Genomic DNA, 14,667 nt, shown 5'->3' on the forward strand with positions numbered 1-14,667 from the left:
ACCTCGACGCCAGACCACGACCTCAGCGGGTTCCGGAGCCTCCGACCGAGCGCCCGGGTGCGGTTGGATGGGGCGCATGACCACCGAGGCACTGTCGGGCGCCCTGCCCGCCATGGCGCGCGGTGGGCCGCTCGACGGCACCGTCCTCGGCGCGGCGGACGGCGACCGCTACGAGGTCGTCATGGCTGACCGCAGTCGCTGGGCGTACGTCGCGACGACCGCGCAGGCCACCCTGCCCGACGGCGGGGTGGCCGTCGTCTTCGAGTGTCGCGGCCGGTTCTGAGCTGGCCGCTTCTTCGGTTCGCTCGGTCTGGAGCTCGCCCGGTCTGGGTCTCGTTCAGTCTGGGTTTCGTTCAGTCTGTGTTTCGTTCGGTCTGGGCCCGACCTTCTCAGACGCCGAACTGGGCGCGGCACGCGTCGAGCCCCAAGACCCCGACCGGCGGGTGCTCGACCCGGTCCCAGTCCGCCCGGTCGAGCCGGAGCCGGTCGGAGACGACCACCTCGCCGTCGCGCACGTCGCGTGAGATGCCGTCGGGGTGGTAGCCGAGCTTGCGGGAGACACCGTGGGAACCCGCGTTGTCCGGGAACGCCTCGGTCACGGCCGAGACCGCGTCGAGGTGGTCGAAGGCCAGCGTCAGGAGCGCCGTCCGCGCTTCGGTCCCGAATCCCCGCTGCTGGTATGCCAGTCCGAGCCACGAGGACGTCGTGACCTCGCGCCGGACGGCGAACTCCGCCGCGCGCAGGGTGACGAGCCCCACGGGCTCGGAGTCGGCGAAGACACCGAGGCCGAGACTCCACCCCGAGGGCGACCAGGAGCCGAGCCGGGCCCAGTGCCCCTGCACGACGTCCGGGCGCGGTCGGCACCCGAGCCCTCGGTCCACGGCGTGAGGAACGGTCGTTCCCCGGGCCGGTGGACGCCCGCCGCCGCGAGGTCGGCCAAGGCCCCCATCTCCTCCTCCCCCGGCACGCGAAGCTCCAGCCGCGACGTCCGGAGGGTCAGCCCCAGCACGGGCCAGTGGTTGATGAGCCGGGGCGGCGTGGGCGGCATACGCGGCATCGTCCCTGAGTTCGTGCGCCGACACCAACCACGAAAGATCGCCGGCCACGCGTCCGCCGGCCGCCGGTTGGTATGCTGGGGGTCGCGCCCGTGCGGCAGCCTCGTCACCACCCCAGCTCCGAAGCCGAGAGGCCCTCCGTGTCCCACTCCCTCACCGCGTTCCTGCTTCTCGTCGTGACGGTGGCGCTGGTGCCCGGTCTGGACTTCGCCCTCATCGTGCGGGCCACGCTGCTCGGCGGCCGTCGCCGCGGCTGGTGGACGGCGGCGGGGATCGGGATCGCCTCGGCGGTGCAGGGTCTCGCTGTCGCGCTCGGGCTCGGCGCAGCCATCGTGCGCATCCACCCCCTCTTCGTGGCGATCAGGTGGGCCGGTGTCGCCTACCTGGCCTGGCTCGGGTTCGCAGCCCTGAGAACGGCGTTGCGCGGGAGCTACGACGATGCGGCGCTGCCCCCGGCGGCCGCGAGCGCGTGGACCGGCCTTCGACAGGGCATCCTCTGCAACCTCACCAACCCCAAGATCCTCGTCTTCTTCCTCGCCCTGCTCCCGCAGTTCGTCGGGCCGGAGGACTCCCTGCTGACCTGGGTGGCGCACGCCTGGCTGCTTCCGCTGGTCGGCACGGCGTGGCTCTTCGCCGTGGCCGCCTTCCTCGAGGTCCTCCGCGGGGTGCTGCTGTGTCGGGCCGTCCGCCGCACCGCAGACGCCGTGACGGGAATCGTCCTGTTGGGCTTCGGTGCCCGCCTCGCGACGGAGTCCTGAACCGCCGTGCGGCAGCGCCGTCGGGCAGTCCTGACCGCGGTGGGCGGCGTCGCGACCCTGGGCGCGCTCTACGTCCGCCGGGTCCGCCCGTGGGGCCTCACCTGGGGTGCGACCCCGGCGGAGGTCGCGGCCCGTATGCCGGGTGACGACCTCGTCCCCCACCCCAGCTTCGACGCGACCCGGGCCATCACCATCGCGGCCCCGCCGGACGCGGTCTGGCCGTGGCTCGTCCAGGCAGGCACGGGCCGGGCTGGCTGGTACAGCTACGATCTCGTCGACAACCTCGGTCGCCGCAGCGCCGACCGGATCATCCCGGAGCTTCAGGACCTGGTGGTCGGCGGCATCGTCCCCCTGACGCCCAGCGGTCGGCTGGGGCTCCGGGTCCACGCGCTCGACGCACCGCGGTCGATGGTCTGGGGAAGCGCCGGCGAGACGACGTGGTCGTGGGTCCTCACCGAGGCTGGCAAAGGGTCGACACGACTGGTCACGAGGTTCCGATCCCGTTCTGTCGCCGGCATCCCCACGGCGCTGTTCCTGCTGCCCCTCGAGCTCGGCGACAGCGTGATGATGCGCAAGATGCTGCTGACACTGAAGGGTCGCGCCGAGTCGGTGGCGGCCCGCCGCCGCTGACCCGCGGATCGGCCTCGTCAGGCTGCCACGATGTCATCATGACGACCCTGGGGACACGGGTATGCCGCGGAGACCGCCCACGAGGCCAGCGGAGCGTGCAAATCTAACGCGACGTGTTAAACGTGCACGATGCATGACGGGGAGACCGCCCGACCGAGCGACGGGGCACCCTCCTTCCACGTGATGGGTGCGGCCCCAGCTAGCCCAAAGTGGCCAGGACCCGGGCGGCAGCGTTCTGCATCCCGAGGGCGTTGGGGTGCAACGGGAATGCCGGCGAGCTGGGCACGAGTCCTTCGAGCCACCGGGTGCCCGGCAGCTGGCAGGAGTCGTGGCCGATCGTCGAGGCGCGGAGGTTGACGTAGGTCGCGCCGTGGGCCGCCGCCTGCGCGCTCATCCGACGGTTGAGTCGGTCGATCAGCCCTTGGAGGTAGGTGGCGTCGTTGCCGAGGATCGGCTGGTAGGGGAAGCAGCCGCCGTCCTTGATCGTCGTGGGGTAGCCGACCAGGAGGATCTTCGCGTGGGGCGCCTTCGCGCGGATCGTCTCGACGACCTGGCCGTAGGTCGCGGCGAAGGTGTCGATCCGGTTCTGGTAGGTCATCCCGTTGGCCGCCTGGCAGGAGTGCCCGATCGGCGGCGGCGCGAAGTTGATGCAGCTGAGGGCGAGGCCGACGAGGCCCACGTCGTTGCCCCCGATGCCCACGGTGACCAGGGTCGTGTCCGGGCTGAGGGCCTGGTACTGCGGCGGCGCCGGGGGACCGCCCGGGATGTTGGCCGGCTGCGACTGCACGAAGTCGGCGGTGGTGGCGCTGCTGCACGTGACGTCACGGAAGACGGCCACGCCGAGCTGCCGGGAGACCAGGCCGGGGTAGTCGTTCCCCGACCGGACACAGGTGATCGGGTCCGTCTGCGGCACGATGAGCGGCCCGGCCGAGTAGGAGTCGCCCATCGCGACGTAGACCTGCCGCAGGGTCGCTGCGGGAGAGCTCGGGGCGGCGATCGTCGTGAGGGCGAGCGTGGCCATCGTGGCCACGCTCGCCGTCACCCAGCGGCGGAGCTTCATCGGTCCTCCAGGGGTCGTGGTGGGGGCAGGGTGCGATTCTCGTCCTCCACGACCGGGTCCGCCACCGCAGAGTTGGGACACCGCAGCGACAACGTTGGCGAACGAACGGGTGGAAGAACTGCTCCTGTGGGGCGCAAGTCGCGTTGCGGCTCCGACAGACGTCATCGCCGGGAGCGAGCACCACGACCAGAAGACGTCCGCCGTCCGCCTGGTACAGAGGGAGCGAGCGGTAAGGAACCTGGGTCACCACGGAGCCAACCGAGGGACGCCGGCAGAGCGAGCAAACGATATTCGCTGTGGTCAGGGACATTCGGCTCCGGCTCCCCGCGTAGAAGCTGGCGACGAGGTGGCACGCCGGCGTCTCCACGCAGTCACCAGGGGGGGCCTCATGAGATGAGCGGCATACGTCGGACGGACGGTGCGACGAGACCTCAGCGCCGCCTGCGGGCGCGCAGCACGACGTCCTCGGAGTGGTGCGCACCGGCCCCACCATCGGGGGCGATGCGCGGACGCTGCTCGTCCACCTCGACCTCCCAGTCGTCGTCGAGCAGGGCGGCGACCATGGAGGGCCAGACGTAGTCGGCCGGGTCGAAGTCGCGGTCAGGGTCGTGGTGGGTCTCCATCCCGGCGTGGTGCACGAGCAGCAGCACTCCCCCGGGTGCCACCGCCGCGAGCATCGCGCGCTCGGCGGCGGAGTCCGGGGTCCTCAGCAGAGCCGGGTACTGGGCGGACACCAGGTCGAAGGACCCCGGGCGGAGCGCTGCCTCCACGAGGCCGGCGTGCACCCAGCGCACTGTGACACCAGCGTCTTTCGCGTGCCCGGCTGCTCGCTCGAGGGCCAGCCCCGAGACCTCGAGCCCGGTCACGTCCCAGCCGCTCTTGGCGAGCCACACGGCGTCAGCGCCCTCGCCGCAGCCGACGTCGAGCACCCGCCCGGGGGTCAGCCCGGCCACCTCGGCCACCAGCGCACCATTGGGCCGGCCGCTCCACAGCCGCTCCTGCTCGGCATACCGCTGGTCCCACTCCGCCTGGACCGCAGGGTCCCCGACGTAGGCGTCGGGAGGGGAGGTGGTGGTGGACGGGAGAGAGCCTGCTGTGTTGGTCATGACTTCACCGTCGCCCATCCGGTCCGCGCCCCGCAATCCCTCTTGCGAGATCAGCAAACGGGATGCATGGAACATCGCCCGTTGTCGACCGGCCCGCCCTCCTCCCGTATGCCGCGGCCGGAGGTCTGCCACGACCTCACCCGAGCAGGTCGGCCACCGCGGCTCGGTGCACGCCACCCTCCGTGGTCCCGACGACCAGCCAGGTGCCGTCCGGGGTGACGGACATCGACGTGACCGACGTCGACTCGAGCCCGCCGGACACCGAGGTCCAGGTCCGGCCGTTGTCGATGCTGCACAGCACCCCTCGTCCGGCGACCCGCCAGCCGTAGGGTCGCAGGGCGGCGCTGCCCGCGAAGAGCACGCGGGTCGGCGTGCTCGCCCCCGGGACACGGATGCTCGCGGTGGCGAACGAGCTGAAGAGCGTGTCGCCGCCGCCGGTGTCGGCCGTCCGGAAGGTCGCCCCGCCGTCGCTGCTGACCCGGATCCGAAGACCGCCCACGACGACGGTGGCCGGACGGGCAGGATCGACCCAGACGGAGAGCGCCTCGCCCGTGAGGACCGGCGTGAGGGTGCGCCCCGTGTCGTCGGAACGGAACAGTCCCTCGTCCGCCGCCACCCACATCCGTCCCGGTCGCGACGGGTCGAGGGTCACCTCGCGGACCGTGACGTCGTGGCTGTGGACGTGCCAGGTGGCCCAGTCGTCATCCGTGACGAGCAGCCCACGATCGGAGGACTGGGTGAACCCGACGACGGCGTGTCGGCCGTCATCGGGATCGACGACCAACGCAGACAGGGAGAGGCCGAAGGTCTGCGGTCCGACGACTCGCCACGTCACTCCGGTGTCGTCACTACGCTGGAGCTCGGCATTGTTGTTGGCGTCCAGGCGAATTCGTGTCCATCGCGCCGGGTGCAGGCTGTCGACAGCGACGTCGAGCGCAGCGACGCCGAACATCCCCTCGCCGCCGGTGGGACCCCAGGCCGTCTCGTCCACGGCGCCCGCCGCGGGCATGGCCGAGCCGTCGGTGCCCTGCTCGTCGGCGATGACGACCTGCGATCCGCCGCCCGGCGTGCGGGTCGTCACGACCTGGCGGATCGTGGTCGACGAGACGCCGATGCGGGTGCTGGTCAAGCCGTCGTCCGCCGACGCATACAGGCCGGCGTTCTCCAGCGGCATGAGCAGCGACCGCGGCCGGTCGGGCCAGCGTTCGACGTCGATGCCGACCGGTCCCTGCACGGGGTATGCCGTCAGCCGCCAGGTCGCGCCGGCGTCGGTGCTGCGCCAGTAGCCGCGTGGGCCGGCGACGAACGCCTCGCCGCCCAGCACCCGCGCGCCGATGGCGTCGTCGCCGTCGGGGAGCTGGCTCGAGGCCCAGTGCGCTCCGGAGTCGGTCGAGACCCGCACCGTGCCGTCGAACTCGGCGACGGTGGCGACGCGGCCCGAGGCCCCGAGGGCGATGAGCCCTGCGGCGCCGGTGACGGCGGTCGTCGGAGCACCCGGAAGCCCGGCCGCGAACCCGTCCCAGCCCCAGACCGTGGAGTAGCCGCTGACGAGCAGCCGGCTGCCGGTGATCGCCGCCCCGGTGATCCCCTCGGGCCAGCTCATGGGGCGCAGGGTCCAGCTCGCTCCGCCGTCCACACTGATCCGGACCCCGGAGGCGACGACGGCGATGAGGACGTTGCCGCGACCGAGGAAGGCGCGGATGTGGTCGTCGGGGAAGGGCAGCACGGTCCAGGTGCGACCGAGGTCGGTCGTCCTGAGCACCTTGCCGCGGTAGGTCGGGTCGAGCGGCGGGTCGCCGGGCGCGGCCTCGAGGGCGTACCAGAACGCCTGCGGGTCGGTCGGATCCGCGATCGGGGTCCCGAAGCCGTTGCCCACCGGCAGTGACCGCACCTGGGTCCAGCTGGCACCGTGGTCGGTCGTGACGAAGGGACGCGCCGATCCCGGTGTCGCCTGGATGGCCACGCCGGGCTGCGCGGTCGATACCGCGAGATCGCCCGCGCTGGCCGCGCGGCCCAGCCGCTGCCACGTGCCGGGTCGTTGTGGCTGAACGCGTTCCACGGTGGTGGAGCCGGGCAGGAGGGCCGCGCCGCGCCGCCCGACGGTCTCCACGGCATACGAACCGACGCTGGGCAGCGAGAGATCGGCGCGGTACCAGCCCGGCATCGCCCTGTCGGGGCGGGCGATGAGGGTGCGCGTGACCCCGGTCGCGGTGTTGCGGACGGTCAGCGCCGGGGGCGAGTCGAGGACGACCGAGGACATGACCATGAGCTGCGTCGCGCCGGTGGTCTGCTCCGGGGTGGCGCGCACGAGCAGCGTGCGGGCCACCTGGAGGAAGGGCACCCGCACGAGGGTGCCGTCGGAGACGTGGGCCAGGACCTCGCCGGAGAGCTCGGTGTCCACCCGCCCGACCGCCGACCGGGCGGAGACGACGACCTGGGTAGTGGCCCCCGGGGCGAGCCGGACGCTCGACGGTGACACCGTCGCGCGCCCAACGGAACCGTGCGCGCTGGTGAGGTCGACCGTCGCCGTGACGGCCTGCGAGGAGGAGTTGGTCAGGGTCACCGTGGCGCGGGATGCGTTCTGCCCCAGATCAGTTGGGAGGCCGAAGGACACGACGGCGGGTGAGGCGGTGACCCGTCCGTGCAGCGCAGCAGCGAGGTCGAGACGGCCGGCGCCCTGCACGGTCGTCGAGAGGTCGCGCGAGTCCCCCGCGAGCGGCGCGGCGCTGCCGGTGAGGCGGGCCCGCACCTGCAGCCCGGTGAGTCCGGGCTCGTGCGAACGCAGGACGGCGGCCGCGCCGGCGACGGCCGGTGTCGCCATCGAGGTGCCGGAGAGGCGGTAGACGTTGCCGGGGACGCCCTGCGCTCGCGGCACGAGCGAGCGGATCTCGACCCCGGGCGCGACGAGGTCGGGCTTCTGCGCCATCGACGGGGTCGGGCCTCTCGAGCTGAACGCCGCGATCTGGTCGGTCGCGTCGATGGGGGTCAGGCGCATCCGCATCGTCCCCGGGGGGAGGCCGGCGGAGAGTGCCGCGTAGTCGCTGGCGTGGACCCCGAGGACGACGAGGCGGTTGAGGCGACCGTTGTCACCGCTGGTCAGTGGGCGCTGGCCGGTGCTGTCGGCGACGGCGGGCAGGATCCCGGGCTCCGTCACGGACACCGGCCCACCGCCCGGCTCGACCCCCGTCTGCGGGCGGGCGAGGGCGGCGACGGCGCCGTGCTGCTCCGCGAGACGGGCCTGGGCGAAGGAGCTCCCCGGGTAGTCGTTGCTGCTGCGGGGAGCCTCATCGACGTAGGTGACGACGGCGCCCCGGAGGTCGCCGACCCGGCGGTAGTCGGCGGGTGTCCCGGCGCCGACGTCGATGACTCTCGCAGTGATCGGGGAGGCAGGAGCGTTGGCGGAGAACGTCACCCGCCAGGTGGGGAGATCCCGCGAGGTGCCGATGAGGCGCGCCGTGGCGAGACGGAGGTCGGTCGTCGACGCACCGACGGTGAGGGCGGCCGGGGCGACCCCCGGGCTGCCCAGGGTCTGGGCACCCGGTCCGGCGTTGCCGGCCGCGACGGCGACCACGGCGCCCAGTGCCGTGGCCCCGGCCACCGCGCGCGAGATCGGGTCGTTCTCGTCGCCGGCCCCGCCGAGGCTCATGTTGACGACGTCCGCGGGGTTCGCCCCCAGGGGGTCGACCGCCATCTCGAGGCCGCGGATCACGGTGGACTCGCTGCCGTTGCCGTTGGCGTCCAGGACCTTGTATGCCGTGAGCAGCGCACCGGGGGCGACGCCGCGGACGCTGGGGCCCCGGCCCGCGGCGATACCCGCGACGTGCGTGCCGTGGTGGTGGTCGTCCATCGGGTCGGCGTCGTCGTTGACGACGTCGTAGCCGCCCACGACGACGCGGCCCGCCCCGAAGCCGGCGCCCAGGTCGGGCAGCGTGTAGTCGATCCCGGTGTCGACGATCGCGATGACCGTCCCCGCTCCGGGGGCGGGACCGGCTGAGGGCGCTGAGGGCGCTGAGGGCGCTGAGGGCGCTGAGGGCGCTGAGGGCGCTGAGGGCGCCGAGGTCGCCGGGGTCGCCGGGGTCGCCGGGGTCGCCGAGGGCGGGACCGGCGTCGTGGCCGAGGCCGACGACCCTGTTCCTGCAGGGGTGCCCGTCGGGAGGTCCACCGCAGTCATCGGGACGTCCGGGGTCACGCGCAGGACACCGGGAAGGGTGGCGAGGGCCGGCAGGTCGGCCCGACGGACCTCGCCGTAGACGGCGCTGAGCACGTCGACGCTCGTGTGCGGGTTCGTGACCGTCATCGCCCGAGACGCCGCGGTGGCCAGCACCTGCTGGGCGGCGGCGCGGACGAGGACCCGGGAGGACTGGAGCCGCGAGACGGCTGCCGCTTCGCGCTGGGTCTGCCCGGCCGGAGGCACCGCCTGCGGCGCCGTGCCGGTGGCCGAGTCAGCCGCCCGGGTGCGAGCCCGGCGGTCCTCGAGCGCAGCGTGCTCGGCTGACGTGAGCGCGGCCCCGGACGAGGGGGCATCGAGCTCGATGATGACGTGGACGAGGTCCCGACGGCGTGGCCGCGACCGCCGGGACGGGTCCGGTGGCGACCAATCCCACGACGAGGCCGACCAGGCCGAGCAGGACGCCGGCGATAGGCCGGGGTCGGCGGTTGGCGCGACGGTCGGCACGACGTGCGCATCGGCCCGACGCGGAGGTGGGGGAGGGGGTCGTCATGCGGGCAGTCTGGACCCGTGACGGGACTCGGGACCGGGGCAAGGATGGCCTGGACCGGTCACGGACCCCTGTAGGCCATTCCTGGACTGTTCCTGGACGGGCACTGGACTGCGGCTCGACGTCCCCGGCCCACGTCAGGTCGGGTCATCCACCCGGACCGCTCATCCGAGCCTGGCCTCAGAGCCAGCCGCGGCGGGCGGCCTCCGCCCCGGCCTGGAAACGGTTGGCTGCCCCGAGTTCGCTCATCAGCTCCTGGGTCCGACGCCGCAGGGTGCGCGGCGAGATGCCGAGCTGGCGGGCGATGACCTCGTCCTTCAGGCCCGCGCCGATCAGGGCCAGCAGTGCGCGCTCCGGCGAGGTGGCGAAGCGGACGTCACCGGAGGCTGCCGGCGACGTCCCGACCGGGTCGCCGACGGGGGTTCCCTTCTGCCAGTGCGCCTCGAAGAGGTCGCACAGGGCGTTGATGAGCGGACGCGAGTCGGTGCGCAGCGTCTCCACCCCGCCGGTGTCGAGCCGGAGCCCGAGGATGGCGAGGTCGTGGTCAGCGATCGCGAGCTTGATGGGCAGGTCGGGGACGACTCGGGCCTCCTCGCCCCGCTCCGCCAGACCACGCACCTCCTCCCACGCGCCCGGGATGTCGAAGCTCGCCCCCGCGTAGACGGCGCGCCACCGGACCCCTCGGGCCAGGACCGCCGGCTGCAGCGGGTTCGCGGTCGCCGACAGGTAAGGAGGTCGGTCGAAGGCGAGGAACTGCTCCCGGGCCAGGTGCTGCATCCGCACGTAGGTCGCGGCGATCACCTCACGGTCCGACAGGACGGTGGTGCCGTCGCCGGTGGACGAACCGACACCGATGGTGTCGAACAGCTGCACGAGCAGCGGCACCTCCTCGCGGATCCGCTCCAGCTCCGCGGTATGCCGGTCGGTCAGCGCGCGCAGGCCGGCGCGCGGGTCGACCGGCGCGTACTCGCCGTCCGCGAGGAAGGCCACCAGACCAGCCTGACGCGGCTGCGCCGCAGCCCGGGCGACGGCGGTCGGTCCGAGGCTCAGCTCCACCGCGAGCTCTGCGGCAGAGGCGTGCCCGACCCGCAACATCGGCCGATAGAGCCGCTCGGCCTCGGAAGGGATGCCGAGGAGGCCGAACGCCGATTCCGTCACCTGCGCCAATCTAGATGAGGCGCCGAGCTGGTCGTGATCTGCCGCTGATCGGCAACGCGCACGGCAAGGGCGGGTCCGCACCTCTCGGTCCGGACCCGCCCCCTGCTGCTGTTCGCCTGCGGGCTAGCCGGTGACCAGCGTGTATGCCGCGCCGGGGATCTCGGTGGTGAGGTCGCCGGCGAAGTCGGCCTGGTTGGTGATGCCCGTCCCCACGGGGGCCGTGACCTTGACGACCAGGGTCTCGGTCGCCGAGGCGTTCACCGGTACTGATCCCAGGCTCCAGGTGACGGTCCGGTTGGCCGCTGAGTACGTCGCCCCGGGTGCAGAGACGAAGGTCAGGCCGGCCGGGAGGCGGTCGGTGAGGAGCGCGTGGTCGGACGCGGCCGGACCGAGGTTGGTGTAGCCGATGGAGTAGGTCAGGTTCTGGCCCTTCTGCACCGTGGTCGGAGCCGAGACCGTCACCGGGACCACCGGGTCGTACGGCGGTCGGGTGGAGAGGTCGGAGCCGAACGCCTCGAACTCGGCCGCTCGCACCGTGTTGCCGTGGGCGCCGCCGAGGATGTTGAGGTCACTCGTCGCCACGCTCCCCGAGCCCGTGACGCAGTCCGAGTTGTTGGTCGGGTCGAGGTCCTGGTCGCCCTGGTAGCCCGGGGCACCGGTGCACTGGTTCTGCAGCGCCACGAGCTTGACGTAGGTCGCCGCGAAGTCCGGCACGTCGAAGGTGCGGGACGTGAGGTCCGGTGCGACGGGCCGCGGGTTGACCGCGGGGAAGGCGTCGTCGGCGCTCGTGTAGACCGGGTGGAAGCTGGTCGGCAGCGAGCAGGTGGGGTCGAGCGAACTGACGACGCAGGCGTCGAGCCGGAACTTGCGCAGGGCCTCGAACCGGCTCTGGGCCGGCTGGAGGTAGGCGCTGACCCGCACCGACCGGACGATCCGGGACACCGCGGTCCCGAGGTTGCCGAGCTTGATCGTCACCGCCGGGTTGCTCGTGTTGACCGCGACTGCCGTCGTCGGGTTGGTGTCGTTCCAGGACGTGCCCTCGGTGTCGTCGATGAGCGCGGCCGCGTCGGTGCTGTTGAGGCTCTCGGCGGCGGTCGCCCCGTTCGCCGACGAGGCGAGGTTGGCCACCACGTGGACCGGCCGGTTGAGCGTCGAGCTGGCCGGCACGGTGACAGCGATCTTGGTGAGACCGATACCCGCCCGCTGGAAGACGAAGTGGTAGGTGCCCGGCTCCATCGTCACGCTCGCCACACCCGACGCGTCGGACGTCGCCACCGGGGTGACGCCTCGCTCGTAGTCGCCGACGTAGACCTTGACCCCGGAGCCGACGACCGGCTTACCGGTGTCGTAGATGCCGATCGTGAAGTTCACCGTGCTCGCCTTCGAGCCGGTCTTGGCGACGAAGCTGGGGATCGGGTCGGTGTCGTCGGTCCCGACCGTCGATGCGGTGACGCCGAACCCGCGCTTGGCGAAGGCCGACCAGAGGGCGTCCTGGTTGGCGCCGCCGTAACGCATGACGTCGGCCGCGAGGTAGGAGTCCCGCGCGTCGAGCATGCTGTCCGAAGCGGGCTGGAGCAGCCACCCGTCGTACACCATCTGGATCCAGCGGCGGTTGCCCGGGCAGAGGTCCGAGGGGATCTCGCCCTGGGCGCAGCGCAGCTGCAGCGTCTTGTCCGTCGCGGGGTACTTGCTCTGGTACTTGTTGACCAGCGCCTGACGGATGTCGTAGTTGACCGCGTTCCACACCTCGCCGTCGGCGTGCACCTCTGCGCCAGTCGTGTCGAACCCGATGTCGCTGTAGTTGAGCGGGTTGTTGTTGAGGGCGTAGTCGCGGATGCCCTTGGTCTTGTTGCCGGTCGCGTAGACGCCCTCGGCCCAGTCGTTCTCTCCGGCCTGCGGCGTGTAGCCGAACGCGTGCATGTACTCGAGCGCGTCGAGGTCCGACCAGCTCTCGCCCATCGAGCCGGCCTGCGCCCCGGTGAGGTTCGACATCGGGCCGCCAACCATCCGGTTGCTGATCAGGTGCGTGTACTCGTGGCCGAAGATCGAGGTGTCCATGTCTCCGTCGGAGCAGGGGGCGTAGAAGGCACCCGCGATCGGCTGGAAGAGGTACTGGTTGGTGATGCTCGGCACGCCGTCGGGAAGAGCGATCTGGTTGGCGTTGTCGCGGCCCATGTAGCTGGGTGCACCACCGTCGAAAGCACCGGCCTGGACGTTGCCGATCTCGGGGTCAGGAGTGAGCGCCGAGGTGCCTGCGCTGACGTTACCGAACTGGTTGGTCTGGGCGTTGTAGTTGTCCTCCGTGAAGCCGAGGAAGTAGGAGAAGTCGTGGAAGCGGTTGTGCCCGACGAAGAGGTTGGTGATCGCCGCATTGATGTCGGTGCCGTTGGTGGGCCCGGGAGTGATCGTGGTGGGGTTGCACTTGTTGACGTTCCAGCCGTTCGTCCACGCGTCCTGGTAGGTGCGGTCGGGGTGGACCGGCCGGGTGCTCGTGGCCCCGGGGGCGAGCGGGTTGGTGAAGGCCTCAGCGGTCTGGGCGTTGTTGCCGATCGTCGTGAAGGTCGGCAGACCGGAGGAGACGTCGACGTCCCACGGAGCGCGCGAGGCGAGGTTCTGCTCCTTGCGGGTGCAGGCGGTTCCTGCGACCTGCGTCCAGCACCCGGTGATCCGGGTGTCGGTGGAGGAGAAGTCGAAGTTCGGCGCGTTGGTGAAGTACTTCCAGGTCGGCGGGTAGGGGATGCCGCTGTTGGTGCCGCCCGTGCCGCCGGCCGCCGCGGTGTTGGTGGCGATGAACGCGCCGGTGGCGGTGTAAGGCGCGACGAACGGGGTGGCTGCGCCGACGGCGGGACAGATCTGGACGAGGTAGTCGCCGGCGGGGACCCCCGCGGCGGGCGCGTAGGTGAGCGCCTCGGTGCCGACGCCGGTGTCCTCGGAGGCCACGACGGTGTTGTCCTTAAGGAGCTTGACGACGATGTCGTTGCTCGCCACCGTGGCACTCATCGAGACGATGATCTGCTTGGTCATCGCGTCGACGGAGCCGCCCGGCACCGGCGCACCACAGGTGGTGTCGGTGAAGGCGGCGTTGACGACCATCTGCTGCTCGCTCTGGTCGACGCGGTTGGAGCGCATGATGACGTCCCCGGTGATGCCGTCGATGGTGGACGAGTAGGCGAGGGACCGGCCGCCCTGGACGTCGATCACGAGAGCCTCGTAACCGGAGCGCACTCCGGCGCCCGGGATCGGGATGACGACCGGACGCACGTACTGCGGCTGCGCGAAGCCCGCCGCGGAGAACGAGGTCCAGCCGTTGGCCAGGACCTTGGGAGTGCCCAGCGACGCTGCGACGACGGGGCGTCCGACGTTGGTGGCGGCGGCCAGCCAGGCGGCGGTGACGCTGAGGGTCGAGGCAGCCGGGTCGGCCTGGGACCCGGCCGACGACGAGGTGACGATGGCGATCTGCTTGCCCTTCACGCCCATCGTGATCGCCCCGTCGAGGACCGACTGGACGCCGTTCCAGGCCTGGGTGAAGGAGACGCTGTAACCCTTGGCCTCGGCCATGGGGTTGACCCGGACCGGGAGAGCAGCGACGTCGGTGGTGGTCAGCTTGAAGAGCGAGGCGTGGCTGCTCAGCCAGGACCGGGCTACCGACTTGGCGTCGGACCCGGTCCCGGTGCCGAGGAAGCCGCCGTAGTTGATGAGGGTCTGGGGAGTGCCGAACTTGTTCCAGCGCACGGTTCCGAGCGCGGCCGCGGAGGAGACCTGCGATGCGCTCGGCGCGACCGAGCTGGTGCGGGTGTCGATGTCGGAGAACCCGATCGGGGCGCCGAGCAGGCTCAGTGCCTGGGCGCGGGGGGCGAGCGTCAGGGCCGAGGGCGCCGCCGTGGCGGCGGCGCCGGAGAGGGCGGTGGCGACGACCGCGGCGGCGGCCACGATGCCCCCGGCTCGGGCGCGCAGCCCGGTATGCGGGCGATGGCGACCTGTTGGGGTCTGGGACATGGACGTTCCTCCAGGGGTCAGCCGACGTCGTCCTTCATAGGGGGGGTGGGTCGAGGACGGGGCTCGGTGCCGCAATTTCTACAGGGCGATCAGGCCTCGCAGTGGATCGCGACAACACCCGGTTTTAGTGACATAAGTCATGCCATCCGTCTGGTGATCTGCTGCGAACTTCCTGCGTTCTTCATC

Annotated in this window: 9 protein-coding genes; 3 read left to right on the forward strand and 6 right to left on the reverse strand. The window is 71.9% G+C overall.

All coding sequences use genetic code 11. From position 1 onward, the window contains the following. Nucleotides 1-76: 76 nt before the first annotated feature. A complete protein-coding gene (locus tag Q0R63_RS05965) occupies nt 77-283 on the forward strand; it encodes a hypothetical protein (protein WP_295695288.1) in 207 nt (68 codons plus the stop codon). Between the two features lie 106 nt (nt 284-389). Here Q0R63_RS05965 and Q0R63_RS05970 read toward each other — a convergent pair whose 3' ends face one another. Then, nucleotides 390-881, reverse strand: a complete 492-nt coding sequence (locus Q0R63_RS05970) for a GNAT family protein (protein WP_295695290.1) — start codon at nt 879-881, stop codon at nt 390-392. A 314-nt stretch (nt 882-1,195) separates the two neighbouring features. Between Q0R63_RS05970 and Q0R63_RS05975 the strand changes: the two genes are divergently transcribed. Together Q0R63_RS05975 and Q0R63_RS05980 are read left to right on the forward strand one after the other, a co-directional pair. Continuing rightward, nucleotides 1,196-1,813, forward strand: coding sequence for a LysE family translocator (locus Q0R63_RS05975; protein ID WP_295695292.1), 618 nt, complete (start codon nt 1,196-1,198; stop codon nt 1,811-1,813). A 6-nt stretch (nt 1,814-1,819) separates the two neighbouring features. Continuing rightward, entirely contained in the window at nt 1,820-2,443 is a 624-nt protein-coding gene (locus tag Q0R63_RS05980) for a hypothetical protein (RefSeq protein WP_295695294.1), read from the forward strand. Nucleotides 2,444-2,642: 199 nt separating this feature from the next. Here the strand turns inward: Q0R63_RS05980 and Q0R63_RS05985 are convergent, their stop codons facing one another. The 5 genes from Q0R63_RS05985 to Q0R63_RS06005 all read right to left on the reverse strand — a co-directional run bounded on the left by Q0R63_RS05985 (nt 2,643) and on the right by Q0R63_RS06005 (nt 14,481). Then, nucleotides 2,643-3,503, reverse strand: a complete 861-nt coding sequence (locus Q0R63_RS05985; protein WP_295695296.1) for an SGNH/GDSL hydrolase family protein — start codon at nt 3,501-3,503, stop codon at nt 2,643-2,645. Nucleotides 3,504-3,934: 431 nt separating this feature from the next. Next, nucleotides 3,935-4,609, reverse strand: a complete 675-nt coding sequence (locus tag Q0R63_RS05990) for a class I SAM-dependent methyltransferase (RefSeq protein ID WP_295695298.1) — start codon at nt 4,607-4,609, stop codon at nt 3,935-3,937. A 136-nt stretch (nt 4,610-4,745) separates the two neighbouring features. Continuing rightward, nucleotides 4,746-9,284 carry a S8 family serine peptidase gene (locus Q0R63_RS05995; RefSeq protein WP_295695300.1) on the reverse strand — a complete coding sequence of 1,513 codons (4,539 nt, stop codon included), beginning with the start codon at nt 9,282-9,284 and terminating at the stop codon, nt 4,746-4,748. A 223-nt stretch (nt 9,285-9,507) separates the two neighbouring features. Beyond that, complete coding sequence (locus tag Q0R63_RS06000) at nt 9,508-10,485, reverse strand: helix-turn-helix domain-containing protein (RefSeq protein WP_295695302.1); 978 nt, start codon at nt 10,483-10,485, stop codon at nt 9,508-9,510. 123 nt (nt 10,486-10,608) lie between these two features. Next, nucleotides 10,609-14,481, reverse strand: a complete 3,873-nt coding sequence (locus tag Q0R63_RS06005; protein WP_295695304.1) for a M36 family metallopeptidase — start codon at nt 14,479-14,481, stop codon at nt 10,609-10,611. Nucleotides 14,482-14,667: the final 186 nt, after the last annotated feature.

Origin of the sequence: Lapillicoccus sp. (genome assembly GCF_025353065.1) — a bacterium.
Classification (GTDB): Bacteria; Actinomycetota; Actinomycetes; order Actinomycetales; family Dermatophilaceae; genus Lapillicoccus.